Origin of the sequence: Castellaniella sp., assembly GCF_004321985.1 — a bacterium.
GTDB lineage: Bacteria > Pseudomonadota > Gammaproteobacteria > Burkholderiales > Burkholderiaceae_B > Castellaniella.
On sequence record NZ_SCQN01000048.1, the window covers coordinates 109,758 to 135,022 of the forward strand.

Annotated in this window: 20 protein-coding genes and 1 pseudogene; 17 read left to right on the top strand and 4 right to left on the bottom strand. The window is 64.5% G+C overall.

Translation table 11 applies throughout. The features are described 5' to 3' along the window. From EPN31_RS13510 to EPN31_RS13520, 3 genes are all read left to right on the top strand, one after another. Positions 1 to 1,386, top strand: coding sequence for an ATP-binding protein (locus EPN31_RS13510; RefSeq protein ID WP_291774082.1), 1,386 nt, complete (start codon positions 1 to 3; stop codon positions 1,384 to 1,386). A 3-nt stretch (positions 1,387 to 1,389) separates the two neighbouring features. Further along, positions 1,390 to 2,088, top strand: coding sequence for a response regulator (locus EPN31_RS13515; protein WP_291774084.1), 699 nt, complete (start codon positions 1,390 to 1,392; stop codon positions 2,086 to 2,088). Positions 2,089 to 2,185: 97 nt separating this feature from the next. Next, the gene (locus tag EPN31_RS13520; protein ID WP_291774087.1) at positions 2,186 to 2,680 is read left to right on the top strand and encodes a Spy/CpxP family protein refolding chaperone; all 495 of its coding nucleotides are present in this window, start codon (positions 2,186 to 2,188) and stop codon (positions 2,678 to 2,680) included. Here EPN31_RS13520 and EPN31_RS13525 read toward each other — a convergent pair. Together EPN31_RS13525 and EPN31_RS13530 are read right to left on the bottom strand one after the other, a co-directional pair. After that, a complete protein-coding gene (locus tag EPN31_RS13525) occupies positions 2,654 to 3,172 on the bottom strand; it encodes a C40 family peptidase (protein ID WP_291774090.1) in 519 nt (172 codons plus the stop codon). The genes EPN31_RS13520 and EPN31_RS13525 overlap by 27 nt on opposite strands. A 15-nt stretch (positions 3,173 to 3,187) precedes the next feature. Continuing rightward, a complete protein-coding gene (locus tag EPN31_RS13530; protein WP_291774093.1) occupies positions 3,188 to 3,976 on the bottom strand; it encodes a YggS family pyridoxal phosphate-dependent enzyme in 789 nt (262 codons plus the stop codon). A 201-nt stretch (positions 3,977 to 4,177) separates the two neighbouring features. Here EPN31_RS13530 and recC point away from each other — a divergent pair, with 201 nt between their 5' ends. The 7 genes and pseudogenes from recC to EPN31_RS13565 all read left to right on the top strand — a co-directional run bounded on the left by recC (position 4,178) and on the right by EPN31_RS13565 (position 17,283). Then, entirely contained in the window at positions 4,178 to 7,672 is a 3,495-nt protein-coding gene (gene recC, locus EPN31_RS13535; RefSeq protein WP_291774095.1) for an exodeoxyribonuclease V subunit gamma, read from the top strand. Continuing rightward, entirely contained in the window at positions 7,672 to 11,319 is a 3,648-nt protein-coding gene (recB, locus tag EPN31_RS13540) for an exodeoxyribonuclease V subunit beta (protein WP_291774097.1), read from the top strand. Before recC ends, recB begins: the two co-directional genes overlap by 1 nt. Further along, positions 11,285 to 13,339 carry an exodeoxyribonuclease V subunit alpha gene (recD, locus tag EPN31_RS13545; RefSeq protein ID WP_291774099.1) on the top strand — a complete coding sequence of 685 codons (2,055 nt, stop codon included), beginning with the start codon at positions 11,285 to 11,287 and terminating at the stop codon, positions 13,337 to 13,339. Before recB ends, recD begins: the two co-directional genes overlap by 35 nt. Positions 13,340 to 13,367: 28 nt before the next feature. Then, positions 13,368 to 14,852, top strand: coding sequence for an NAD(P)H-hydrate dehydratase (locus tag EPN31_RS13550; protein WP_291774102.1), 1,485 nt, complete (start codon positions 13,368 to 13,370; stop codon positions 14,850 to 14,852). 18 nt (positions 14,853 to 14,870) lie between these two features. After that, positions 14,871 to 15,719, top strand: coding sequence for an HAD family hydrolase (locus tag EPN31_RS13555; protein ID WP_291774103.1), 849 nt, complete (start codon positions 14,871 to 14,873; stop codon positions 15,717 to 15,719). 61 nt (positions 15,720 to 15,780) lie between these two features. Continuing rightward, positions 15,781 to 16,227 (top strand): annotated as a pseudogene (gene tadA, locus EPN31_RS13560) (tRNA adenosine(34) deaminase TadA); the annotation flags it as partial. Positions 16,228 to 16,278: 51 nt separating this feature from the next. Then, a complete protein-coding gene (locus EPN31_RS13565; protein ID WP_291774176.1) occupies positions 16,279 to 17,283 on the top strand; it encodes an LD-carboxypeptidase in 1,005 nt (334 codons plus the stop codon). 24 nt (positions 17,284 to 17,307) lie between these two features. On the opposite strand, the gene EPN31_RS13570 is transcribed toward EPN31_RS13565, so the two are convergent. Next, positions 17,308 to 18,123, bottom strand: a complete 816-nt coding sequence (locus tag EPN31_RS13570) for an IclR family transcriptional regulator (RefSeq protein WP_291774105.1) — start codon at positions 18,121 to 18,123, stop codon at positions 17,308 to 17,310. A gap of 293 nt (positions 18,124 to 18,416) precedes the next feature. Between EPN31_RS13570 and EPN31_RS13575 the strand changes: the two genes are divergently transcribed. The 7 genes from EPN31_RS13575 (at position 18,417) to EPN31_RS13605 (ending at position 24,181) form a co-directional block, all read left to right on the top strand. Then, entirely contained in the window at positions 18,417 to 19,163 is a 747-nt protein-coding gene (locus EPN31_RS13575; RefSeq protein ID WP_291774106.1) for an SDR family oxidoreductase, read from the top strand. 24 nt (positions 19,164 to 19,187) lie between these two features. Then, positions 19,188 to 20,045 carry a fumarylacetoacetate hydrolase family protein gene (locus tag EPN31_RS13580; RefSeq protein ID WP_291774109.1) on the top strand — a complete coding sequence of 286 codons (858 nt, stop codon included), beginning with the start codon at positions 19,188 to 19,190 and terminating at the stop codon, positions 20,043 to 20,045. A gap of 94 nt (positions 20,046 to 20,139) precedes the next feature. Continuing rightward, positions 20,140 to 20,811, top strand: a complete 672-nt coding sequence (locus EPN31_RS13585) for an amino acid ABC transporter permease (protein ID WP_291774111.1) — start codon at positions 20,140 to 20,142, stop codon at positions 20,809 to 20,811. 1 nt (position 20,812) lies between these two features. Then, a complete protein-coding gene (locus EPN31_RS13590; protein ID WP_291774113.1) occupies positions 20,813 to 21,463 on the top strand; it encodes an amino acid ABC transporter permease in 651 nt (216 codons plus the stop codon). 53 nt (positions 21,464 to 21,516) lie between these two features. Further along, positions 21,517 to 22,338: a transporter substrate-binding domain-containing protein gene (locus tag EPN31_RS13595; RefSeq protein ID WP_291774115.1), complete on the top strand. Its 822-nt coding sequence runs from the start codon at positions 21,517 to 21,519 to the stop codon at positions 22,336 to 22,338. Positions 22,339 to 22,396: 58 nt separating this feature from the next. Continuing rightward, on the top strand, positions 22,397 to 23,140 hold the full coding sequence (locus EPN31_RS13600) for an amino acid ABC transporter ATP-binding protein (protein WP_291774118.1): 744 nt from the start codon (positions 22,397 to 22,399) through the stop codon (positions 23,138 to 23,140). 219 nt (positions 23,141 to 23,359) lie between these two features. Continuing rightward, positions 23,360 to 24,181, top strand: a complete 822-nt coding sequence (locus tag EPN31_RS13605; RefSeq protein ID WP_291774120.1) for a universal stress protein — start codon at positions 23,360 to 23,362, stop codon at positions 24,179 to 24,181. 54 nt (positions 24,182 to 24,235) lie between these two features. Here EPN31_RS13605 and EPN31_RS13610 read toward each other — a convergent pair whose 3' ends face one another. After that, complete coding sequence (locus tag EPN31_RS13610; RefSeq protein WP_291774122.1) at positions 24,236 to 25,054, bottom strand: universal stress protein; 819 nt, start codon at positions 25,052 to 25,054, stop codon at positions 24,236 to 24,238. Between the last annotated feature and the right edge of the window lie 211 nt (positions 25,055 to 25,265).

The following is a 25,265-nucleotide window of genomic DNA, read 5'->3' on the forward strand; positions in this document are numbered from 1 at the left end:
GTGCGAACGAGCATCACATTCAAGTTGTTTCTGGCCCTGCTCGCGACCAGCATCGTCGTCGCGTTGGCCATGGGCGGCGCCGTGCGCTACAGCTTCGACAGTGGCTTCGACGACTACATCCAGGAGCGTGAGCACCAGCGGCTGGATGATCTGGCCCAGGCGCTGGCGATCGACTATGCTGAATCGGGTGGCTGGCAGTTCCTGCAGGTGGATCATAACCGCTGGTGGCGCAGCTTGCGGCTGTCGCGCCGCGAGGTGTCCGGGCCGCAGGGCGCCGTGCCCCGGCTGCCCCCGTTCCGGGTCATGCTGGTGGACGTGGATCAGCACTGGCTCGCGGGGCCGCGCCTGCGTCCCGGACCGGATTGGCGGCGCTACCCCGTGAGGGTTGCCAACCAGACGGTGGGCTGGTTGCTCAGCCCACCGCTGGCTCCCATGGTGATCAACGACGAGATCGACCGCGAGTTCCAGGCGCGTCAGCTGCGTGCTACGTGGGTCATTGTCGGCCTTTCGGTGCTGCTGGCCGTGCTGGTCAGTCTATGGCTGGCCCGCGTGCTGTTGGTCCCGGTGCGGCGGATCGCGCTGGCGACGCACCGACTGGCCAGCGGTGACTATGCCACGCGGGTGCAGATCGGCGCCCGCGATGAACTGGGGCGGCTCGCGCTGGACTTCAACCGGCTGGCGCACAGTCTGGCGCGCAACGAGCGCCTGCGCCGTGAATGGATGGCCGATGTCTCGCATGAACTTCGCACGCCGCTGGCGGTGTTGCGAGGCGAGATCGAGGCCCTGGAGGACGGCCTGCGCCCGCTGGATGCTGGTGCACTCGCGTCCCTGGCGCACGAGGTGCGGCAATTAAGCAACCTGATCGATGACCTCTACGAGCTCTCGCTGGCGGATGCTGGCGCGCTGAACTATCACATGCAGGCGGTGGACCTGTCCCGGATCGTGGCGCAGGCTGTCGATACCGTGCGCGAACGCTTTGTCCGCCGGGGCTTGGCGATCACCACGCAGCTCGAACCCGGTCTGGTGATCCAGGGCGACGAGCGCCGTCTGTCGCAGCTTCTGTCCAACGTACTGGAAAACAGCCTGCGCTACACCGATGCGCCCGGTCAGGTGCGGGTGCGTGTCTGCCGCTCCGGCCCAGGGCTGATGCTGGAGGTCGCCGACAGCGCGCCCGGGGTGGCCCCGGATCAGTTGCCACGGCTTTTCGACAGGCTGTATCGTGCAGAGGCTTCGCGCAGCCGGGAATTTGGAGGGGCAGGGCTGGGGTTGGCCATCTGCCGCCACATTGCACAAGCCCATGGCGCCCAGATCAGGGCGCTGGGATCCGATCTGGGCGGCGTGTCGATTCGGGTGGAATGGCCGGTCTTTGCGCCGGCCGAGGAGTGACTCATGCGCATTCTGGTGGTCGAAGACGAACCCAAGCTGGCCGAGATCCTGCGGACCTACCTGGAGGCGGCTGGTTTTGAAGTCGAGTGCGTGGCAGACGGTCTCAAGGTCATGGCCAGCGTGGAGCACGCGACGCCCGATCTGGTGCTGCTCGACCTGATGCTGCCGGGGCGCGATGGGCTGGACGTCTGCCGGGACATTCGTGCTTACGCCCCCATTCCCATCATCATGGTGACGGCCCGGACCGAGGAAATCGACCGGCTCCTGGGACTGGAGCTGGGGGCCGACGACTATATCTGCAAACCTTACAGTCCGCGCGAGGTCGTGGCGCGTGTCAAGGCCGTGCTGCGTCGCAGTCAGGCGCATCGCGAACCTGCGAGCGCCTGTGAGGCAGTGGGGCTGGAGATCGAGCCGTCAGCCTACCTGGCTCGGCTGGATGGGGTGGGGCTGGATCTGACGCCGGTCGAATTTCGGCTGCTGGCGCTGCTGGCGAGCCATCCGGGGCGCATTTTCTCTCGCGACCAGGTGCTCGATGGACTGTACGATGACCACCGGGTGGTGACGGACCGGGCCGTGGACAGCCATGTCAAGAACCTGCGCCGCAAGCTCGCGCAGGTGCGGCCGGGCGGCGACCTGATCCGGTCGGTGTACGGCGTGGGTTATCGGCTCGACTTGCTGGCGGATGCTGACGAATCTTCATGAAACCTGCACAATTCGTCCATGCTTGCGCCGCAGTTCGCTCCTAATCTGTACCCATCGCGGCTTCGATGGGATGCCGCACCACGATAGGACGAACGACATGGCCTCCACTTTCTCACGCACCTACTCCACGCTGGCTCTGGTCGCCGCAATGGCCGCTGCTCCCATGGTCGCGACAGCGGCCACCGATGGGCCATCTGACCACGATTCGCCGCGCCACCACCAGAAGATGCATCGCGGTCACGGCATGCAGGACAGCTGGGGCGGCCCCATGCTGCGCGGTCTGAATCTGACCCAGGCTCAGCAGGATCAGGTCTTCAAGATCCGCCATGACCAGGCCCAGGCCTTCTACGACCAGCACAAAGCGCTTCGGGCTGCCCGAAAATCCCTGCACGAGCTGACCACGGCCGATTCCTTCGATCAGGCAAAGGCACAAGAGGCGGCGCAAGCCATGGGTCAGGCCGATGCGCAGCTCGCGTTGCTGCGCGCACAGACCCAGGCCCAGATCCGCGCCGTGCTCACCCCCGAGCAGCGGCAGCAGCTTGCCGATCGCCAGACCGCTCACCGGTCAGCGGGCGAACAGCGTGCCAACTGATTCGAAGTGCCGCCGGTAGTAGGGGCTAGCCAGGCTGTCGATCCTGACCTGGCCACCCGTTGATGGCGCATTGATGAAACGGTTGTCGCCCAGGTAGATTCCCATGTGGGAATTCGGCTGGCCCGTCGTGTTGAAGAACACCAGATCGCCCGGTTGCAATTGGCCGCGTGGGACCGGCCGACTGAGGTGGGCGATCTGTTCCGTGTTGTGCGGCAACGGTGTGTCGGTGGCGGTGCCGAATACATATCTCACCAGGCCGCTGCAGTCGAATCCCTGCTGGAAGCGGGAGCCGCCGTACCGATAGCGCGTCTCCAGCAGGCTGAGTGCAGTCATGACGACTTCCGTGCGTTGTGCCGGGTTGATCTGGGGGTTGCGTTCAGCGGTCTGCCGCTCCCGGCTGCCAGGCCCGGCACAAGCCGCCAGCAGCGCGCACAGCACGATGGCTACCCAGGTACGGGCGAGGCGGTCCTTGGTGGCCGGGTGGGCGGTCATTGCGCGGCGGCCCGATCAGGCTTTGTGGCCTTCCGGCCAGTAATAACTGTCCGGCAGCTTGCGCGAACCGAAGATCGCCTGGCCCACCCGCACCGTGGTGGCGCCTTCTTCGATCGCCCATTCGAAATCCCCTGACATGCCCATGGACAGCTCGGCGAAGGCTGCACCCTGTGGCGCGTCCTGGCGCAGCATGTCGCGAAGTTCGCGCAGCCGGACGAAGCAGGGCCGGACCTGGGCCTGGTCAGTTGCAAACAGTGCCAGCGTCATCAGTCCGCGCACACGCAGTGCACCGTATCCCGGGAGCGCTTTCGCGAACGCCAGTACGTCGGCTGGTTGCAGACCGAACTTGCTGTCTTCGTGCGACGTGTTGACCTGCACGAAGACATCCAGACTGCGGCCTTCCGCCTGAAGATGCCGGTCCAGGGCCTCGGCCACGCGCAGGTTGTCCAGCGCCTGAAATTCGTGCGCGAAGCGGGCCACGAACTTGGCCTTGTTGGTCTGCAGATGGCCAATGATGGCCCACTGCAGGTCGCCGAGGTCCGACAGGGTTTCCCATTTTCCATAGGCTTCCTGGACCTTGTTCTCGCCCAGCAGCCGGCAGCCGGCCTGATAGGCCATGCGGATGCGCGCTTCGTCCACGGTCTTGCTCACGGGCAGCAGGCGGACCTCTGACTGATTCCGTCCGACGCGTGTGCAGGCCGCCTGGATGCGCGCCTGGATGTCGCCCAGATTCGTCTGAATTTCCTGGAGCGTTTCCGCCTTTTCGTACAGCGCGCGTGGCGCGGGCGCAGCGACATCATTCATTGGTAACCGGATCCTGCAAAAGAAACCAGATGGGTGGCTCCTTTAGGATACCCTCAATCCACCGCCGTAGCGTATTTTTGGCCCTATACAGGCCAGTTTCCGGGCTGAAAGGCTCTATCATTCAGGACGGATCGGACACTGATATTCGAGTTGGTGGACACAGTCGGCCAGGGCGTGGCTGGCGGCACACGGAGGAATGGAGTGGACTTGCAGCCCGGACTGATGCTGGTGCATGGTAATCGCGCGGAGCAGTTGCGCGATGTGCTCGTTGCGTGGCTGCGCAGCAACCCTCTGGATCCGCTGGAAAACGAATGCCTGCTGGTGCATAGCAATGGGATTGCCCAATGGTTGCGTCTGGCGTTGGCGGAAACTGAAACGGGTTATGGGGTCGCTGCGGCGCTTGAATTTCTGCTGCCGTCGCGTTTCATGTGGCAGGCCTATCGGGCGGTCCTGGGCGATGCGTTCGTTCCGGCCGACTCCCCGCTCGACAAAGAGCCGCTCACCTGGCGCCTGATGCGGTTGCTGCCCGGCCTGGCGGACCAGCCGGGATATGAGCCGCTGCAGCGGTTCCTGTCGGATGACGAGGGCACCCGCAAACGCTACCAGTTGGCGGGGCGGCTGGCCGATTTGTTCGATCAGTACCAGGTCTATCGTGCCGATTGGCTGCAGGCCTGGAGCCAGGGTCACGCCGTGCTGCCAGATGCTGCCGGTGACGCGCAACCCCTGGATGCGGAGAGTCTCTGGCAGGCTGGGCTGTGGCGTGCGCTGCTCGACGATCTGGGCTCGTCGGATGCCCCACAGGGCCGGGCCGCCATCCACGAGGCATTCATGGCCCGCGCGCGGTCGCTCCCCGATGGGGAGCGACCGGTGGGGCTGCCGCGCCGCGTGCTGGTATTCGGCATCTCGTCCATGCCGCGCCAGACGCTGGAAGCCCTGGCTGCGCTGGCACGTTGGGTGCAGATCCTGATGTGCGTGAACAACCCGTGTGCCCATTATTGGGCGGACATCCAGGGGGGACGTGACGTGTTGCGCGCGCGGTTTCGCCGTCAGCAGCGCCGGCCAGGGCTGCCGCAGATCCCTGACGAGGCCACTCTGCACCAGCAGACCCAGCCGCTGCTCGCTTCCTGGGGGCGGCAGGGAAGGGATTTCATCCGCCTGCTGGACGATTTTGATGATCCCGGACCGCGCGTGCGCAGCGGGCAGGCGCTGGCAGCGCTGCATCACCGCATCGATTCATTCGAAGCCTTGCCGGGCGCCACACTGCTCGAGCAAATTCAGGACGACATCCGCGACCTTCGGCCATTGACCGAAACGCGGGAGCGCTGGCCGGAGGTCGACCCTCTGGGCGATGCTTCGGTGCGCTTTCACGTTGCGCACAGCGCCCAGCGCGAGGTGGAGATTCTGCACGATCAGTTATTGGCCGGTTTCGCGGCAGACCCGAGCCTGCAACCGCGCGATGTGATCGTGATGGTGCCGGATATCGAGGCCTACGCCCCGCATGTCCAGGCCGTCTTCGGCCTGCATGATAGTCAGGACTGGCGCCATATTCCTTTTGCATTGGCCGATCGCGGGCAGCGTCATGCCGACCCGTTGGTCATCGTGCTCGAACAGCTGCTGTCGCTGCCGCGCCTGCGGCTGGGCTTGGAGGAGGTTCTGGAGTGGCTGGATGTACCGGCGCTGCGCAACCGGTTCGGGATCGATGCCGAGGATCTGCCGCTGTTGCAGCGGTGGGCGCGTGAGTCCAACGTCCGCTGGGGTCTGGACGCGCAGCAGCGGGCGGGCTTCGGCTTGGGACAGGCGCCTTCCGCCGCGCATCGCTATACCTGGGCCTTCGGTCTGGAGCGCATGCTGCTGGGTTACGCGGTGGGTCCGGATGCGGGCCCCTGGCGGGACATTGCGCCTTACGACGAGCCGGGCGGTCTGCAGGCGGTTGCGCTGGGGTCGCTGGCGCATCTCGTCGAACGCATCGGCCATTATTGGGAACTGTTGCGCGAGCCGGCGCCACCGGATGCCTGGGTGGCCCGTTTCCAGGCGCTGTTGAACGATTTCTTCAGCCCCGTGGCCGACGAAGACGCCCATACCCTGCTGCGCTTTCGCGAATGCCTGCAGGATTGGCTACAGGTCTGCGAACAGACAGGACTGGTAGAGGCGCTGCCGCTGAGCATCGTGGCCGAACATTGTCTGGGCCTGCTTGACCAGCAGGGCCTGTCGCAGCGGTTCTTTGCCGGTGCCGTGACGTTTGCGACCCTCATGCCCATGCGAGCGGTTCCATTTCGCCGCGTCTGCCTGCTGGGCCTGCAGGACGGCGCCTTCCCGAGAACGCGGGTTCCAGCGGATTTCGATCTGATGGCGAGCCATCCGCGGGCCGGAGATCGCTCCCGCCGGGAGGATGACCGGTACTTGTTTCTGGAGGCGCTGCTGTCGGCCCGAGACCAGTTCTACGTGTCCTGGGTGGGTCGTGACATTCACGATAATGCCGAACAAGCGCCATCGGTGCTGGTGTCGCAGCTCATGGAGCACCTGGATGGCGGTTGGCGATGTCGGACAGGCGGCGCGGTGTCGCAGGCCCTGACGTGCGTACATCCGCTGCAGCCCTTCAGCCGCCGTTATTTCGAGGCGGGCACGGCGTCAGGCCCGCAGGCGCTCTTCACCTATGCGGCAGAATGGCGCGACCGGCAAGCGCCGGCTGTCTCGGGGGTGACTGAGCTGGAGCCCCGGCCGTCGGAGTCGTCACTGGATTTGGCCGTCCTGACGCGGTTCCTGCGTCATCCGGTCAAGGCATTTCTGCAGCAACGCCTGCGGGTCCGGTTCGAGATGGATGCGTCGCTCACCGATGAATCCGAGCCCTATTCCCTGGATGGTCTGCAGGAATGGAAGATCCGGCAGACGCTGCTGGACGGCGTGCAGCGCTCGCCTGGTGCTATGGGTGCAGCCGACGTGTCCGCAGTGCTGGACCAGGATCTGGACCGCCTGCAGCGTCAAGGCGATCTTCTGGAGGGACCGCTGGGTGATCGTGCCATCCGCCGGCTGCGCGAGGTGCTGGAGGAGCCGCTGGCAGGCTTTTCCCAGGCATGCGCTGATTGGCCGCAGGTGGTGGACCAGGCACTCCGGGTGGAGAGCTGCCTGCCTTTGGCACCGGGCGAACCTGAACTCGTCTTTGCCGACACGCTGTCGGGCTGGCGCCGCAATTCGACGGGAGACTGGGGTCGGATCCGTCTGGTCGCCAGCGATCTGGTGGATCAAAAGGGTCACTATCGCCTCACCCCCATGCTGGGCGCCTGGCTGGAGCACGTCTGTGCCCATGCTCACGGGCGCCCGGTCACGACCATGCTCATCAGCCCAAAGGGACGGGTGACCTGGGCAGCGGCGGATCCACCCGGTAAAGGGCAGACCTGGCAATCACTGTGGTCCGACCTGTGGTCCGCCTGGCGTCTGGGCCTTTGCAGCGCTCTGCCGGTCGAGGCGCACGCCGCCAGCCTGTGGCTGCGCACGGGAGAGCCTTCCGGGCCGGAGGACAAGGGCTGGGCACCGATTCGGGACGCCTACGAGACGCGTCTGAGCGACGATCTCTATCTCAGACGCTGTTATCCGGACTTCGAGTCCCTGGTGGCCGGTGGTTCGTTCTTCGAGTGGGCGAGGACCCTTTATGGGTCGTTGAGCGCAGCGGTGTCGGGCGCCCCCGGAGGGAAGCGCTGATGCCGACCATCCATTCTGTGGACCCACTGCAGTTCGAACTGCATGGCAGCCACCTGATCGAGGCCAGTGCCGGTACCGGAAAAACCTGGACCATCGCTGCCCTGTACGTCCGGCTGGTGCTGGGCCACGGCGGACAGCCCGCGCACCTGCCGGCCGATATTCTGGTGCTGACCTTTACCGAGGCAGCAGCGCGCGAGTTGCGGGACCGCATTCGTGCGCGTCTGTCGCAGGCGGCGGATGCGTTTGCTGTGCCAGAGGGCGCTGATGCGCCGGATGCTGCTGGTGGCGATGTCTTTCTGGCCGGCTTGCGGGCGCAGTATCCGCCCCATGAGTGGCCAAACGCCGCCCGTTTGCTGGGTCTGGCGGCGGAGTCCATGGACGAGGCGTCGATCTTTACCATTCACGCCTGGTGCGCGCGTGTCCTGCGCGAGCATGCGTTCGACAGCGGAAGTCTGTTTGAGCAGGACTTGCAGACGGACCTCCGTGAACCGGTCCGTCAGGTCGCCTGGGACTATTGGCGCAGCCAGGTCGCGGCACTGGATGCTGCCGGGCTGGAGCAGGCCCTTTCCGTGTGGCCGGAGCCCGGCAAGCTGCTGGAGTTGGCGCCGCTGCTGACGCTGGAGGCACCGCCTGCGCCGGACGTTCCGTTGGCACAGGTCTGCGAGCAGGCGGCTGCTCGCCGCAGCGGGCGACTGCGAGCCCTGAAGCAGCCTTGGGAACAGGGCGCTGACGAGCTTGGGAATTGGCTGGAGAGCATTCGGGGCGGCCTGAAGCACTACAACTCGGCGCACGTCCAGCGATGGGTGGGAACGCTGCAAAGCTGGGCCACGGATCCGGCCCAGGAAGTTTTGGATCTCAAGACGGGCTGGGAACGCCTGGTACCGGAAGGCATTGCGGGTTGGTGGTCGGGCGACGGCCCGGCACCGGCTCATCCGCTCAGCGCGGCGCTGGCCGGGTTGAAGGATGATCTGGCGAACCTGCCATCGGCCCGTGCGCCCTTGCTGCAGCATGCCGCTGGCTGGATGGCCCTGCGCTTGCAGCAGGCGCTGGCGTCGAGCGCGCAAATGGGTTTCGATGGCCTGCTCACGAGCCTGGCCCAGGCGCTCGAGGGCGATCGAAGCCGGTTCCTCGCACAGACCCTGCGCCGCCAGTTTCCCATCGTGCTGATCGATGAGTTTCAGGATACCGATCCCCTTCAGTACAGGATCTTCGACCGGATTTACGATGTGGCACGCAACGACCCGGAGACGGCACTGATCCTCATCGGCGATCCCAAGCAGTCGATCTATGGCTTCCGTGGCGCCGACGTCCATACTTACCTGCGCGCCGCCCGCGACTGCGCGAGCCGGGTCCATACTCTGGGCCGGAATTTCCGCGCATCGCACGCCATGGTGGACGCGGTCAACCGGTGTTTCCAGCACCGGGGAGAGTCACCCTTCCTGACCGGTCTGCGGGATGAGACCATCGCGTTCGAGCCCGTCCAATCCCAGGGGCGCGGCGATGCCTGGCGGGTGGAAGGTTGTGCCGGCGTCGCTCTGAACGCGATCTGGGTGGCGCCGCAGGCGCCTGGTGAGGCGCTGGCGGTGGGGAGTTACCGCGAGCAGGCTGCCACTCTGTGTGCCGGGCGGATTGCGTCGATCCTGGCTCTGGGACGCGCGGGTCGGGCCGGGTTTGACGAGGTCGAACATGGTTTCCGCGCCGTGCGGCCCGCCGACGTCGCCGTTCTGGTCAACAGCCACGCCGAAGCGCGCCAGATCCGCGCGGCGCTGGGCCAGGCTGGCCTGCGCAGCGTCTATTTGTCGGAGCGTGATTCCGTCTACGATTCGCCGCTGTCACTGGAACTCTTCGTCTGTCTTCAGGCCTGCGCTCAGCCCGAGGACGAGCGGGCGGTGCGGGCAGCCCTGGCCACCCCCTTGCTTGGCTTGTCGCTGGTGCGCCTGGCCGAGTTGGTCGAGGATGAGAACGCCTGGGATGAACAGGTCGCGCGCTTTCAGACCTATCATCGGTGCTGGCGCCAGCGCGGCGTGCTGCCCATGCTGCGCGCGCTGCTCCAGGATTTCGGCGTCGCAGCCCGGCTGCTGGCCGAAGGTGCCGATGGCGAACGCCAGTTGACCGATTGCCTGCATCTTGCCGAACTTCTCCAGCAGGCATCGGGGCATCTGGACGGCGAACAGGCGGTGTTGCGGTTCCTCGATCAACAGCGTCAGTCCACCACGGACGAGGATGCGCGCCGGCTTCGGCTCGAAAGCGACGAGGGTCTGGTGCGGGTGGTGACGGTGCATAAATCCAAAGGCCTGGAGTATCCGCTGGTCTTTCTGCCGTTCGTCTGCGTAGCTCCGTCGGTGCGCCGCGACCGAAACCCGGCCCGCCTCATGCAGGGCGGGCATTCCGTCTGGGTCATGGAGCCCGATGACGATCAGATTCGGCAGCAGGCGCTCGAGCGTCTGGGGGAAGAAGTTCGCAAACTGTATGTGGCGCTCACGCGCGCGTGCCATGCCGCCTGGGTCGTGCTGGGCCCATTGAAGGCGCTGGTGGACAGCGGCATCGGTCATGTGCTGGGCGAAGACCTGCGGTCTGCTTGGGAGGATCTGGCCGGCAATACGATGGGATCTGTGGCGTGGGACCAGTTGGATGGGTACGGCGAATGGCATCGGTTTCAGGAAAACGAGCTGCAACCGTTGGGGCCGGCGCGGCAGCTGGCCGGTCCGGTGGTGGCGCAGCCCTGGTGGATCGCCAGCTATTCCGCCTTGCATCGGCCGGACGCGGCGCATGACGACAATCGGGCCTTGTGGCCAGCCCCGCAGTCGCCCTCTGAGGATGTGCTGCGCGAGAACCGCTTGGCGCCAGCCGCCGCCATCGTTGTGCCGGAAGCGTCCATCGATGAGGACCTGTCGGGTCCGTTGCGCGATTTTCCGCGCGGCAGCGAAGCGGGTACGTTCCTCCATGGTCTGCTGGAATGGGCCGGGCGCCGTGAGTTCCGCCACCTGGACGATGCGCGCGACCTGATTGCGCGCCGCTGCAAGGTCCGAGGCTGGGAGATGCACATCGACGCGCTGCACCAATGGCTGCTGGGTCTTGCGAGCGCGGACTGGCGGCTGGCGCTCGCGAACGGTCCGGTGTTGCGCTTCGATCATGTCCAGGCGTGCCTGCCCGAGATGGAATTCTGGCTGCCGGTGGTGGGTGTGGATGTGGCCAGGATGGATGCGCTGATCACGGCGCAGTTCTTCCCGGGGATGGACCGGCCGCCGCTTGCGTCGGCCCACCTGAACGGCATGTTCAAGGGCTACATCGATCTGGTGCTGCAGGCCGATGATCGATATTACCTGGTCGATTACAAGTCCAATGATCTGGGCTCCCGGGTATCCGGGTATGGTCCGGATGCGCTGGCCCGTGCCATGTGTGCTGCGCGTTACGACGTCCAGATGCTCATGTATGTACTGGCCTTGCACCGCCAGTTGAAGGCCCGCCTGCCGGGCTACGACTATGACCGCGATATGGGCGGCGCCGTCTATCTGTTCCTGCGCGGGCAGGAGACCCCTGGCCAGGGGCTGCTGGCGCAACATCCGCCGAAATCCCTGATTGATGCACTGGATGTGTTGTTCGGGGGCGGAGATGACGGAAACCACGAGGAGAATGGCGGTGGGTGATGGGCCTGTGGAAGGGGTATCTGCCGAATCTGTCGCCGGGCCGCTGCCCACGTGGCTGGCCTATCCGGCGGCCCAGGGCGTGCGCGATCTGGATTTGGCCTTGGGCCGGTTCCTGGTTCGGCAGGCGCCGCAGGCGCCTGAAGCCGCCCTGCGGCTGGCTGTCCTGTGCAGTGCCCGCCTGGCTCAGGGCCATCCGTGCCTGGATTTGGCCGACCTCTGCCGCCACTGGCGGACTGCGCTTCCCGAGGCCTGGCGGGCCGAGACGGACCCTGATCGGCCGGCCTGGCTGCCCGCGGACGAAGATGCTTGCCGCTCGGTGCTGGCGTTCGCCCCGTTCGTGGGAGACGGCACCGGCGACGATCCTCTGGTGCGGCACGCCCACCGGCTGTATCTGGCGCGCTACTGGCGGGCGGCCACGCGCATTCGCGTGGGCATCACGCGGCGGCTTTCCATCGTGACGGCGGAATCGGGCGACGCAGCGCTGGCGCGGCGCTGGCTGGATCGGGTGTTTGCGCCCGGCGGTGGCGTTGACGATCCGAACTGGCAGAAGATCGCCTGCGCCAACGCGTTGTTGCACGGTTTTTCCATCATCACCGGTGGACCAGGCACGGGCAAGACGACGACCGTGGTCCAGTTGCTGGCCGTCTTGCAGGGCCTGGCGCAGGCTCGAGGCCTCTCGCGCGGCCTGCGCATTTGCCTGGCCGCCCCGACCGGCAAGGCTGCCTCTCGGCTGAATGAATCCATCGCGGGAGCACTTGGCTATCTTCGGGAGGGCGCCGATGCGGGCTTGCAAAGCGCCCTGGACCGGGTTCCAGCCCAGGTTGTCACCCTGCACCGGCTGCTGGGCAGCCGCCCGGATACGCGCCGCCTGACCTATCACGCCGAGCATCCGCTTGATCTGGATGTGTTGGTCGTTGATGAGGCATCCATGATGGATATCGAAATGACCGATGCCGTCCTCGCCGCGCTGCCGGATCACGCCCGGCTGGTCCTGCTGGGAGACCGCGACCAGTTGGCGTCGGTCGAGGCGGGCGCGGTGCTGGGAGAACTATGCGCGCGTGCGTTGGATGGTCACTACAGGCCTGATCACTGCGAGCGTCTGCGCACTTTTTGCGGTCAGGCGCCTGGTGTGCAGTGGCAGGATGTGGATGGCACGCCGCTGGATCAGGGCGTCGTGATGCTGCGCCAGAGCCATCGGTTCGATTCGGAAAGCGGCATTGGGCGCCTTGCGGCAGCTGTGAATGCACAGGACACGGCGGCCGTTGCGGGGCTGCTGCAGCATCCATTGCCGGGTTTGCGGTTCCTGCCGCTTCAGGCGGCCGGTGGTGGAAAGCGATCAGTGGATTGGCTTGAGGACGCTGGTGTGCTGGGGCCGTCGGGCTATCCGTCATGGTTTGCCGTCTTGCGGGATGCCAGGCCCCCGCCGGGTGCCGAGCAGCCGGAGCTGGATCGGTGGGCGGGCGCCGTCCTGGCCTGTCAGGCCCGCTTTCAGGTGCTGTGCGCCTTGCGCGCCGGGCCCTGGGGGGTTCAGGGCCTGAACCAGCTGATCGAGTCTCGTCTGCGGGCGCGTGGCTGCATCGCCCCGGATGCCGGGCCCTGGTACCCGGGGCGCCCGGTTCTGGTCACGCGCAATCAGCCGGGTCTGGGGCTGGCCAACGGCGACATTGGTATCACGCTGAACTTGCCTGATCGGCGGCGGGCCGGCCGGTACATGTTGCGGGTGGCCTTCGCTGGGTCGGGAGGTAACCCGGTACGCTGGGTTTCCCCGGCACGGCTTCCGGAGATCGAGACGGTATACGCGCTGACGGTGCACAAGTCGCAGGGGTCCGAATTTGATCAGGTGGTCCTGGTGCTTCCCGACCGGCCGGGGCCCCTGCTCACACGCGAGTTGTTGTATACCGGAGTGACGCGGGCGCGTGGGTCCCTGGTGCTGGTGTTGCCGGGTTCGCCCGACTTGTTGGCGGAGGCTGTGCGTCATGCGACGCATCGTGCCGGCGGGATCTGGGACCCCGATGCTTGAAGGGCCAGAGAGCATGGAGGAACGTGTCATGAACGAGCGGGGCGGACAGGTGTCGGATCTTGTGCTCCTGACGCCTGCCCAGATGGCGGTGGCGGATCGTCTGACCATCGACGCAGGGATTCCCGGTGCCAGCCTGATGGCGGCGGCGGGTGCCACGGTGGCACATGCCATCCAGGCGCGTTGGTCGCCGGTCCCGGCCGTGGTGTTGTGCGGTCCCGGCAACAATGGGGGCGACGGATGGGTCGTGGCCCGTCTCCTGCAGGAGGCCGGCTGGCCAGTTCGTGTTGCTCTGTGGGGTGAGCGGGATCGCCTGCGGGGAGATGCGGCCTGGGCGGCCAGCACCTGGCAGGGTTCAGTGGAGCGCGCTCAGCCGGAAATGTTGGCAGGCGCCGGGCTGATCGTGGATGGCCTGCTGGGGGCGGGCCTCAGCCGGCCGCTGGAAGGTGGCCTGCGCACCCTGGTCGAGGCGGTCAATGCCAGCCTCGCCCTGGTGTGTGCCATCGATGTCCCCAGCGGACTGGATGGGGCCAGTGGCCGGGTCATGGGGGCTGCCATCCGTGCAGACCTTACGGTGACGTTCTTCCGGCGCAAACCGGGCCACGTGCTTCTGCCCGGGCGCCTGCTGTGCGGCGAACTGGTCTGCGCCGACATCGGCATCCAGGCCTCGGTACTGGCGACCATTGCGCCGCGTTTCTGGGTGAATGGCCCGGATCTCTGGTGGGAACGGTTCCCGTGGCCCGATGCGGCCGGCCACAAGTACCGCCGCGGTCATGCGCTGGTGGTGGGCGGCGGGACCATGCTGGGAGCGAGCCGCCTCGCCTGCCTGGCAGCGGCCCGGTTGGGCGCGGGACTGGTCACGCTGGCGGTGCCAGCCGGCGCCTGGGCGATTCAGGCAGGGGCATTGACGTCAGTCATGGTCGAGGCACTGCCGGTCGATGGCGACGTGTCAGCCGCGCTGGACGATTCCAGGCGCAACGCGCTTCTGATTGGTCCCGGCCTGGGTCGTTCGCCCGCCGCGCGCTCGCAGGTGCTCGCCTTGCTGGCGACGGGGCGTCCATGTGTACTGGATGCTGACGCGTTGACCGTGTTCGCCAGCCAGCCCGAGTTGCTGTTGCGCGCCCTGCATGGAGGCTGCGTGTTGACCCCGCACGAAGGTGAATTTGCGCGCTTGTTCGAGCTTGAAGGCGATAAACTGCAGCGAGCGGCAGGGGCCGCGCGTGCCAGCGGTGCGGTCGTGTTGCTCAAGGGCGCCGATACGGTGGTGGCGGCGCCGGATGGGCGGTGCGTCATCAACGACAATGCACCGCCCACGCTTGCGACCGCGGGTGCCGGCGACGTGCTGGCAGGCATGGTGACGGGCCTGGTTGCGGCGGGCATGCCGACGTTTGAAGCCGCCTGTGCGGCGGTCTGGCTGCACGGTCTGGCGGCGGATCAGCTGGGGCTGGGGCTGCTGGCCGAGGACTTGCCGTCCGCGCTGCCGGGGGCCTTGCAGGCTCTGGCACGTCTGGGTTGAATCAAGGGGAAGGGCGATATGGCTGATGTCATTGCGCTGGTATTCGATTTTGACGACACGCTGGCGCCTGACAGCACGTCGGGTTTTCTGCAGGATCTGGGCGTGGATGCTTCCCAGTTCTGGCGCGACCGAGTGGGGCCTTTGCTGGATCACGAGGACTGGGACCCTGTCCCGGCCTATCTGTATCGCATGCTGCAACTCTCGCAATCCGGGGAGCATGGTTCCGTCACCCGTGAGCGTCTGCAGGACTGGGGACGGCGGCTGCCGCTGCACGAAGGCGTGGCTTCGCTCTTCGATCGCCTGCGCTCGCGGCTGCATCAGGCGCACCCCACGGTGCAGCTGGAGTTCTACCTGATTTCCAGCGGTCTGGGCGACGTGCTGCGCAGTACGCCCATTGCGTCTCAGTTCACCGATATCTGGGCCTCGGAATTTCATTACGGTGCGGATGGCGCCATCGATTTCCCGCGCCGGGTGGTCAGCTTCACGGACAAGACACGCTACCTGTTTCATATCCAGAAGGGCATCATCGGCCCGGACTCGCGCAACAAGCCGTTTGAGGTGAACCGCAAGGTTGATGCGGACAAATTGCGGGTTCCGTTCGAACAGATGATCTTCGTGGGGGACGGCTACACCGACATCCCGTGCTTCTCACTGATCCGCCGCTCGGGCGGGGTGGCGTTCGGGGTGTGGGACCCCCGCCACCGGGAAAAGCGCAGTCGTGCCTGGGGATTCATCCAGGAAGGCCGCGTCTCCAATCTGAATCAGGCGCGCTTCGACGAGGATGCCGAGCTCTACCAATGGCTGGAAGAGGCCGTGGAGAGTCTGGCCATGAAGATCGTGCTCAATGCCAGGACCTACCGTGGCTGAAGCGCGTGCATGGCTTCGGACCGCCCCGGCCAATGGTGTGGACGCGGCTGAGGGGACCGGCATGACCGTCCTGGATGATGATGCCGCGATGACGTTGGCGCTGGAGCAGGCGCGCCAGGCTGCGGCGCTGGGCGAGGTGCCGGTTGGGGCCGTGGTGCTGGATGCCCATGGGAGGCTGCTGGCCGTAGGCCACAACCGCACCATCGTCGATCACGATCCCACGGCGCACGCCGAGGTGGTCGCTCTGCGGGCGGCGGCGCTGGGCCAGTTCAATCACAGACTCACCGGAGCTCGACTCTACGTGACGCTGGAACCTTGCGCCATGTGTCTCGGGGCCATGTTCCATGCGCGAGTGGCGGAAATCGTCTATGGCGCTGCCGACCCCAAGACCGGCGCCTGTGGCGGTGTCGTGGACCTCACGCAGCAGCCGCGGCTCAACCATCATGCTCGGGTCCGGGCGGGGGTTCTTGCCCCGGCCTGCGGCGAGCTGCTGCGTGCGTTTTTTCGGGCGCGTCGCCGTGCGCCGCTTTCAGTCTCTTCCTTGCAGGATTCCACCGATATGAGCACCCAGAAGTCCCGCCTTTCAGGCCCCGTGCATGATCATGATGGAGATGACGACCACGGTCGCGATCCCGGCCATGGCGGTGCGCCGCATGCCCACGGCCGGCCCTCCGGTATTTATCTGATTTCGCCCTCGGGCGCCGTTCCTGACCCCGCCGTGCTGGCGCTGGCCGTCAAGCGTCTGCGCGGCCTGGGGTTCCATGTGGGTGTGGACCGTGCGGCGAAGGCGGTGCATGAGCGTTTTGCGGGCACCGACAAGCAGCGGCTGGCGAGTATCGTGCGGGCCCTCAAGCAGCCGCATCCGGTGGTGATGGCTACGCGGGGTGGCTATGGGTTGAGCCGCTTGCTGCCCTTCATCGACTGGCAGGCGGTGGCGGACAGCGGCAAGACCTTCATCGGCCAGAGCGATTTCACCGCCTTCAGCCTGGCGCTGCTGGCGCGCACCGGGGCAGGAAGCCTGATCGGCCCGATGGCCTTGTTCGATTTTGGCGGAAAGAAGGTCGATGATCTGACGCAGGACCTGTTTCTGGAAACCTTGTCCGGCGAACTTGAGATTCTGAGCTTCGAATCCGCGGACGCCGATCCCGTGGATGCCCGGGGCATCCTGTGGGGTGGCAATCTGGCCATGGTGGCGTCGCTGGCGGGCACTCCGTATCTACCGGACGTACGGGGCGGCATTCTGGTTCTCGAGGATGTGGCCGAACACCCGTTCCGCATCGAGCGCATGCTCACGCAGCTCTGGCATGCGGGGGTACTGGAGAAGCAGCATGCCATTGTGCTGGGCCAATTCACGGATTACCGGCTGGCGCCGCACGACAACGGCTACGATCTGGCGTCCGTCGTCGCCTGGCTGCGCAAGGCGGTACGCGTCCCTGTGGTGACTGGGCTGCCGTTTGGCCACGTCAGGGTGAAGGCGACTCTGCCGGTGGGCCGGAGGGTCGGGATCGCCACCGAGAACGGCATGGCACATCTGGTGCTGCAGGAGCATACGCACCAGGCCTGACGGCCGATTGCGGGGTCGTGGCGCCTACACGCTGCTGCCACTTCCCAGTTGTCGCGACAACCTTTCGCAGATCTCTGCCTGGGCGTCCTTGACCTGGTCAATCGTGGGTCGAGAGGCGCCGTCGATGCGCGCGATGTGCGGGATGTTGATGGCAGCGACGACCTGTCGGCCGGGACCATAGACCGGGAAGGCGATGTTGGTCACGCCGTTGATCTGGATGCTGCGCATGAGCGAATACCCATGTGAGCGTACGTCGGCCAGCATCGACAGGAGCTGACCCGGGTCCATGCGCAGCTCTCCGTCCACCGTGGCGTGACTGTTGAGCATGCGGGCCCGCTCGATTTCGTTACGGTAGGCGAGGAGAATATGCCCGGAGGACGTGTCGGTCAGCCCCATCAGCGACCCCGTCTTCAGGCCGAAAGACCAGCGTTCGGGGCTATCCACCTGGGCGAGCACCACGACGCGGCCCTGTTCGTAGACGGCCAGGTGGCAGGATTGCTGGGTGCGTTGCGCCAGCTCGTGCAGAAAGGGTAGTGCGACCTGCGAAAGCCGCTTGACCGGGGGATGCTGGTGAGCCAGCTGGAATAGCTGCAGCGTCAGTGTATAGCGGTCGTTGTCGTCCGCCTGGATGTATCCCCGCCGTTCCAGCGTGACGACCATGCGGAAGATCTGACTGACGCCTTTCCCCAGCTTCTGGGCGAGCTGATTCAGCGTATAGCCGTCGGTGGTGTCGCTGAGGAGCTCAAGGATGTCGAGTCCCTTTTCCAGCGCGGGCGCGGCATATCGCGCCTTTTTCTCTTCAGGCGCGGCGGATTGCGGGAGGGGCGGTTCCGGGTTCATGTCGTCTGGAGATTGAGGATTCTGGCCAGTCATTTCAGGCTTGTGGTTTTAAATATGAAAACATGATATTGCATGCGATATATTTACATGATTTATGACATTAGAACAGCTAACTTAAGGGTAAATACTTAGGTACTGGAAGGGAGCCTTCATTGTGTGACGGTGGTGATATAGCTATGATGATCTTTCTTATATAAAAATCAATTTTATATCTAGAATTTATCTGGTGGTGCCGGATCCGACGTGGTCCGTGCAGCGGGCTGGATGGGTTGATCATTTTTGAGGAAAACATCATGGCAGGACGTCTGCAAGGCAAAACGGCGCTGGTCACGGCAGCGGCCAACGGGATCGGACGGGCGACCGCGCTGAAGTTCGCCCAGGAAGGCGCGCGCGTGTTCGCCACCGATATCAATGAGGCGGCCTTGCAAGGCCTCGAGGGTTGCGAAACCCGTCGGCTGGACGTGACCGACGCGGCGGCGATTCAGGCAATCGTGAAGGAGATCGGCACGATCGACGTGCTGTTCAATTGCGCCGGTTTCGTGGACGGCGGCAACATTCTGGAATGCAGCCGCAAGTCCTGGGATTTTTCCTTCGCACTGAACGTCACCTCCATGTATGAAGTCATCAGGGCCGTACTGCCCGGGATGCTGGAGCGCGGCCACGGCTCGATCGTGAACATGGCGTCCCTGGCCTCCAGCGTGAAGGGCGTGCCGAACCGCTTCGTGTATGGCACGACCAAGGCCGCCGTGATTGGTCTGACCAAGTCGATCGCCGCTGATTTCGTCGGACGCGGCATTCGCTGCAATGCCATTTGCCCGGGCACGGTGGAATCACCGTCGCTCAAGGAACGCATCGCAGCCCAGGCCCAGGCCCAGCACCAGAGCGTGGACGCCGTGCATTCGGCGTTCGTGGCGCGCCAGCCCATCGGACGTCTGGGCACGCCCGAAGAAATTGCCTATCTGGCCCTGTATCTGGCTAGTGACGAATCCGCCTACACCACCGGGACCACCCAGCTCATCGATGGCGGCTGGTCCAACTGATTCCGCCTGACCAAAGGAAACTCCGTGAAATTGCTTCGTTTTGGGCCGCAAGGCCAGGAAAAGCCCGGTGCGCTGGATGCGCAGGGCAAAGTGCGCGACCTGAGCGCCATTGTGGACGATCTGTCGGCCGACAAGCTTTCTCCTGCGGGTCTGGCGGCATTACGCGCCATCGATCTGCAAAAATTGCCGCTAGTGGCCAACCCGGGGCGGATGGGTGTGCCGCTGTCCAACCCCGGCAAGTTCATCTGCATTGGCCTGAACTACACCGATCACGCCAAGGAAACGGGCGCCGAGATCCCCAAGGAACCCATCCTGTTCAACAAGTGGTCGCGCCCCACGGGAGCCAATGACGCCATCGTCATGCCCCGCGGGTCGGTGAAGACCGACTGGGAGGTTGAACTGGGGGTCGTGATCGGCAGTCGTGCGCGGTATGTTTCCAAAGAAGATGCACTGTCTCACGTCGCCGGGTATTGCGTCATCAACGACGTGTCCGAGCGCCAGTACCAGATCGAAATGGGCGGGACCTGGGACAAGGGCAAGGGGTGTGATACCTTTGGCCCGGTGGGTCCCTGGCTGGTGACCACCGATGAAATTCCCGATCCGCAGAATCTGGACATGTGGCTGGAAGTCAGCGGCAAGCGCTACCAGAGCGGCAACACGCGGACCATGATTTTTGGCGTGGCGACGCTGGTCGAGTACCTGAGCCACTTTGTCACGCTGGAGCCTGGCGACATCATTTCGACCGGCACGCCGCCCGGTGTCGGCCTGGGCCAGAAGCCTCCGGTCTACCTGAAGGACGGTGACACGGTCAAGCTGGGCATCCAGGGGCTGGGTGAGCAGAACCAGCGCGTCTGCGCCTGGGATGCGGCATTGCTCGACTAGCATTTGATACCGGGCCGGGTCCTCCGGTCTTTCACTGGTGCGGCTGCGGGCAACCCGCCCGCGACTGCATCAGGCTTCATTCCGAACGCAAGACATGGTCTATCACTTTCAATTCGGCGTTGTGCTGGAGTCCTGGCCGCTGCTGCTCGATGGCATGCTCAAGACGATCGAACTTTCCATGGGCGCCATGGTGATCGGTCTGTTGATTGCCGTGTTCTGTTCTTGGGGCAAAAGCAATGGTCCGCGCGCGCTGCACTGGGCGATCGATGCCTACATAGAGGCCATCCGAAACACGCCGTTCCTGATTCAGCTGTTCTTCTTCTATTTCGCGCTGCCGACCATGGGCCTGCAGATGTCGGCGGCAACAGCCGCCCTGGTGACCATGTTCGTCAACCTGGGGGCGTTTGCCACGGAAATCCTGCGCGCGGGCGTCGAGGCCATTCCGAAGGGCCAGGTCGAAGCGGGCCTGGCGCTGAATCTGAAGCGATACCAGGTCTTTCTGTACATCGTGCTGCGGCCGGCCTTGAAGACCATATTTCCAGCCCTGTCCAGCCAGTTCATCCTGTTGATGCTGACATCCAGTATCGTGTCGACCATTTCGGCCGATGACCTGGCCTCCGTGGCCGCCAACATCCAGTCGGAAACGTTCCGCAGCTTTGAGATCTACATCGTGGTGACGGCCATCTACTTCCTGCTGTCGCTTTCCTTCATGGGCCTGTTCAAGCTCGCCTGGAAGCGTTTCCTGTACTTTCCGGAGGGCCGCTGACATGCGCAGTTTCTCGATTGTCGATGTCTGGTCCATCGTGGAGGCGGTGCGTTGGACGGTGGCCCTGGCTCTCATGGCACTGGTGGGTGGCTCGATCGGCGGGCTCATCATCGCGTTGTCTCGCGCAGCGCGGTCCCGCTGGCTGCATGGCCCCGCGCGGGGCTTCATCATCGTCTTCCAGGGCACGCCGCTGCTCATGCAGCTGTTCCTGATTTTCTTCGGTTTTCCGGTCATAGGCCTCGAAGTCAACCCCTGGCTGGCGGCGGGCGTCGCGCTGATCCTCAATACCAGCGCGTTTCTGGGCGACATCTGGCGCGGCTGCATCCAGGCGGTGCCCGGCGGCCAGACAGAGGCCTCGCACGCGCTGAACCTGAGCAACTACGATCGGATGCGGTATGTGGTTCTGCCGCAGGCACTGAAGATCGCCGTGCCGCCTACGGTGGGTTTCATGGTCCAGATCATCAAGGGCACCTCGCTGACCGCGATCATCGGTTTCACGGAGCTTACGCGCACGGGCCAGATCATCAACAACGCGACGTTTGCGCCGCTGCCGATCTTCACGCTGGTGGCCTTTCTGTATTTCTGCCTGTGTTGGCCGTTGTCCCGGTGGTCGCGCAAGCTGGAGCGGCGCCTGTCGGCGTCACTCCGGTAAAGCGTCACTTTTTGCTGTCCCATTCCAACAATGATTTTTGAAGGAGATTGTTCATGCGTGGTTTGTCCCTGAGTCGGGTACTCAACCGTTTTCTGGTCCCGGTCGTGGGGTCGCTGCTGGTGGTTTCCGCGAGCGCGTCCTTTGCCGCCGACAACTACTGGCAGACCGTCAAGGATCGTGGCACGATCAAAGTCGGCGTGCTGGTGGACTGGCCGCCTTATGCCGGGTCCAATGCCCAGAATCAACCTGCCGGCTATGATGCCGACGTGGCGCAGCTGCTGGCCAAGGATCTGGGGCTCAAGCTTCAATATGTCATCATGACCGGACCGAACCGGATTCCATTCCTGTTGACCGACAAGGCCGACGTGCTCGTCGCTTCGCTGGCCATCACGCCCGAGCGGGAAAAGCAGGTGCAATTTTCGATTCCCTATTCCGCTGCCAGCATGGTCCTGCTAGGACCGGCCAACCTGAAGCTGTCAGGGCCGGCCGACTTCCCGAAATTCAAGATCGGTGTGCCGCGCGCCAGCACCACCGACATCGGGGTGTCCAAGGTCGCTCCCGAGGGTACGAAGCTGCGCCGCTTCGACGATGACGCCTCCGCGCTTCAGGCCATGCTGGTCGGGCAGATCGATGCCGTGGGCACCTCGTCCGTGATCGCCGCGGACGTGCAGAAACGCTTCCCGGGCAAGTACAAGGTCCTCTACGTCGTCAATGAGCAAGTGATGGCGATTACCATGAGGAAGGATCGCCCCGAGCTGCTGAAGGTCATGAACCAGTTCGTCAAGACGAACGTTGCAAATGGCGAGTTCGACAAGCTGTTCAAGAAGAGCCTTGGCACACCACTGCCGCAGTCGGTCGTGAAGGCTGCCCAGTAAGGACGTCAACCGGCGTGTGCGCCCCTGGCGCGCACGCCTTCCGGCACTGAGTCAAAAGATGGATGACAAAACGATAATCGCCTTCTCCGGCGTCGAAAAATGGTACGACCAGTTTCAGGTGCTCAAGGGCATCGATCTGAGCGTGAAAACGGGCGAGCGAATCGTCATCTGCGGCCCGTCCGGCTCGGGGAAATCCACCCTGATCCGCTGCATCAACGGGCTCGAGAGCATCCAGAATGGGCATATCGTGGTGGCCGGCATCGACATCACGGCCAGCAGACAGAACGCCACGCGGATTCGTGAGCATGTGGGCATGGTGTTCCAGCAGTTCAACCTGTTTCCGCACCTCACCGTGCTGGAGAACTGCATACTGTCGCCCGTGCGGACCCAGAAGCTGAAGCGCGCACAGGCCGAAGAGATTGCCATGCACTACCTGACGCGCGTGCGGATCCCTGAGCAGGCCCGGAAATTCCCCAGCCAGCTCTCGGGTGGCCAGCAACAGCGCGTGGCCATCGCCCGCGCCCTGTGCATGAAGCCCGAGATCATGCTGTTCGATGAGCCGACCTCTGCGCTGGATCCGGAAATGGTGAAGGAAGTGCTGGACACCATGATCTCGCTCGCGCATGACGGCATCACGATGCTGTGCGTGACCCACGAGATGGGCTTCGCCCGTAGCGTGGCCGATCGAGTGATTTTCATGGCGGACGGGCAGATCGTCGAGCAGGCGCCGCCCGATGTGTTCTTTAATTCGCCCCAGCATCCCAAGGCCCGCAGTTTCCTGGGCCAGATCCTGAACCACTGAGATCCCGGCAGCCGGCTGGTGCAATTTCTTGCGTCAGATCAACTGGAATCCGCCAAATTTTGCGAATCCTCAAGAATTTTCCGTGGATTTCAGGCATGCTGTGAAAAGCCTCTCCGGCAATAGGGGTGCGAAGCGGTGAGTCGCACCGACGGTAGTCGCCACCCGTGAGCAGGGGAGCCGATTCCAGCGTCCACCGCCAGCAGGCGAAGAGGTGCTCTCATGAGCTTCAAAACCATTCTCGTCAACATCGGCGTCGATGATCCTGCCGAACCCACGATCCAGGCTGCGTGCGATCTCGCCCGGCGCTTTCGGGCCAAGGTAATCGGCCTTTGTGCGGCTGACGCTCCGATGCCCGTGACCTACCCGGAAACCGATCCCGCCGTGGTGGATGTATGGGACCAGATGCGGGCTCAACTCAAGACCCGCTTCGGCGAGCTGCACGCGACATTCGACCGGTTGACTGCGGGTGATGTGGAGTCCGAGTGGCGCGAGGCCTTGTCACTCCCCACCAGCATGCTGTCAAAAACGGCACGGGTGGCTGACCTGGTGGTCATGTGCGCACCCAGAGGGGCCTCCACCGGTAGCACTTGGCGAGCGGCCGACCCTGGGTCCGTCATCCTGCAGGCCGGTCGGCCGGTCTTCGTGCTCGCCTACGGAACGGATCATGTCCCTCTTGGCAGGGCCGTCGTTGCCTGGAAGGACACGCGCGAGGCCCGGCGGGCAGTGGCCGATGCGATCCCGCTGCTGTCGTGCGCCAGCGAAGTCACCGTTGTGACTATTGCTGAGGAAGTGGATTCATTCGTGACACAGGGCGCCGACGACGTGGTGGCGCTGCTTTCCGGACATGGGATACAGGCGCATTCCAAGGTCATCGAGAGTGCGGATGAGGACGAAAAACTCACCGAGTTCCTGGCTGTGACGGGTGCCGATTTCGTCGTCTCGGGCGCCTACGGCCATGGACGCCTGCGGGAATGGGCGTTTGGGGGCGTCACGCGCTCGTTGTTGGACCGAACCGGCATCGACCGGTTCATGTCCAACTGAGTGGGCGTCCCGGTGTGCGCCTGCCGGTGGCAGGGGCACACCGGGGTTGATGTTTCATGGCAGGCGCATCAGGACAGGAACGCCGGCGGTGCGCAGGCAGCTGGCCGTGACACTCCCCAGGACAGCGGCTTCCAGCGCGTCCTGCCGACGTGTGGTCATGGCCAGAATGATGTCGTGGCGGCTGCCCACGTGTTCGGTGATGGCCTTGGCCGGGTCGCCATGCAGCGTGTCCCAGTTGACCTCCACGCCGTATTGTTTGCCAAGCTGGTGCGCTCTGGAGCGGACGTAGCTGGATTCGAGCGACGTCATTTCGCCCGTTGAGGCCTCGCCGATCTCGGCGGCGGTGGGTGATCCGATCACACTCACGACCTCGAGATCGGCGTTGATCCATTGCGCGAATCTTGCCGCATCTCCTGCCATCGTTTCCGAGGGCGTCCCGCCATCGAGCGCCAGCATCACGTGGTTGACTTGCACGGGTAGATGACCAGGGTCGTGCCTGCCGTTTGGGTGATACATCAGCACGGGACCTCCCGCGTCGCGCATGACGCGTTGAGCCACGCTGCCCAGCAGGGCTTCCGCGAGGCCTGAATGACCACGTGAGGTCATGGCCAGCAGCGTGATCGGCTTGTGGTCAGACTCCTTGAGCACGGCCTGTGCAACGTCGCCCGGCGCCAGCACGCACAGACTACGCGCATTCCAGGCGCTGGCGAGCTGTTCCACATAGGCTGCGGCCTCGTCCTTGCGGGACGCGGTGTTGACCACACGCAGGAACGTCAAATCAGTGTCGTGAACGGCGGCCAGGCCTGCCGCATAAGGAATGATTTCTTCCGAAAAGCGTGAGCCATCGAGTGGCACCAGAATTCGCTTGTACATGAGCGGCGACTCCAGGAGAGGTTGACCAGGGGCCGTTAGTGCCTTGTGGCGAGTCGGCCCGCCGATGCTCGATAGTCTACGGGAATTCGGGAAAGAAAACCTTGTGTCAGGTCAAACGGATGAGTGCCTTGCCACGGGCTCTGATTCGGGGACGAAAGCATTCACCTGTTAGAATAGCAGGTTATTTTTCAATCTTTTCAAGCGCCTTCCT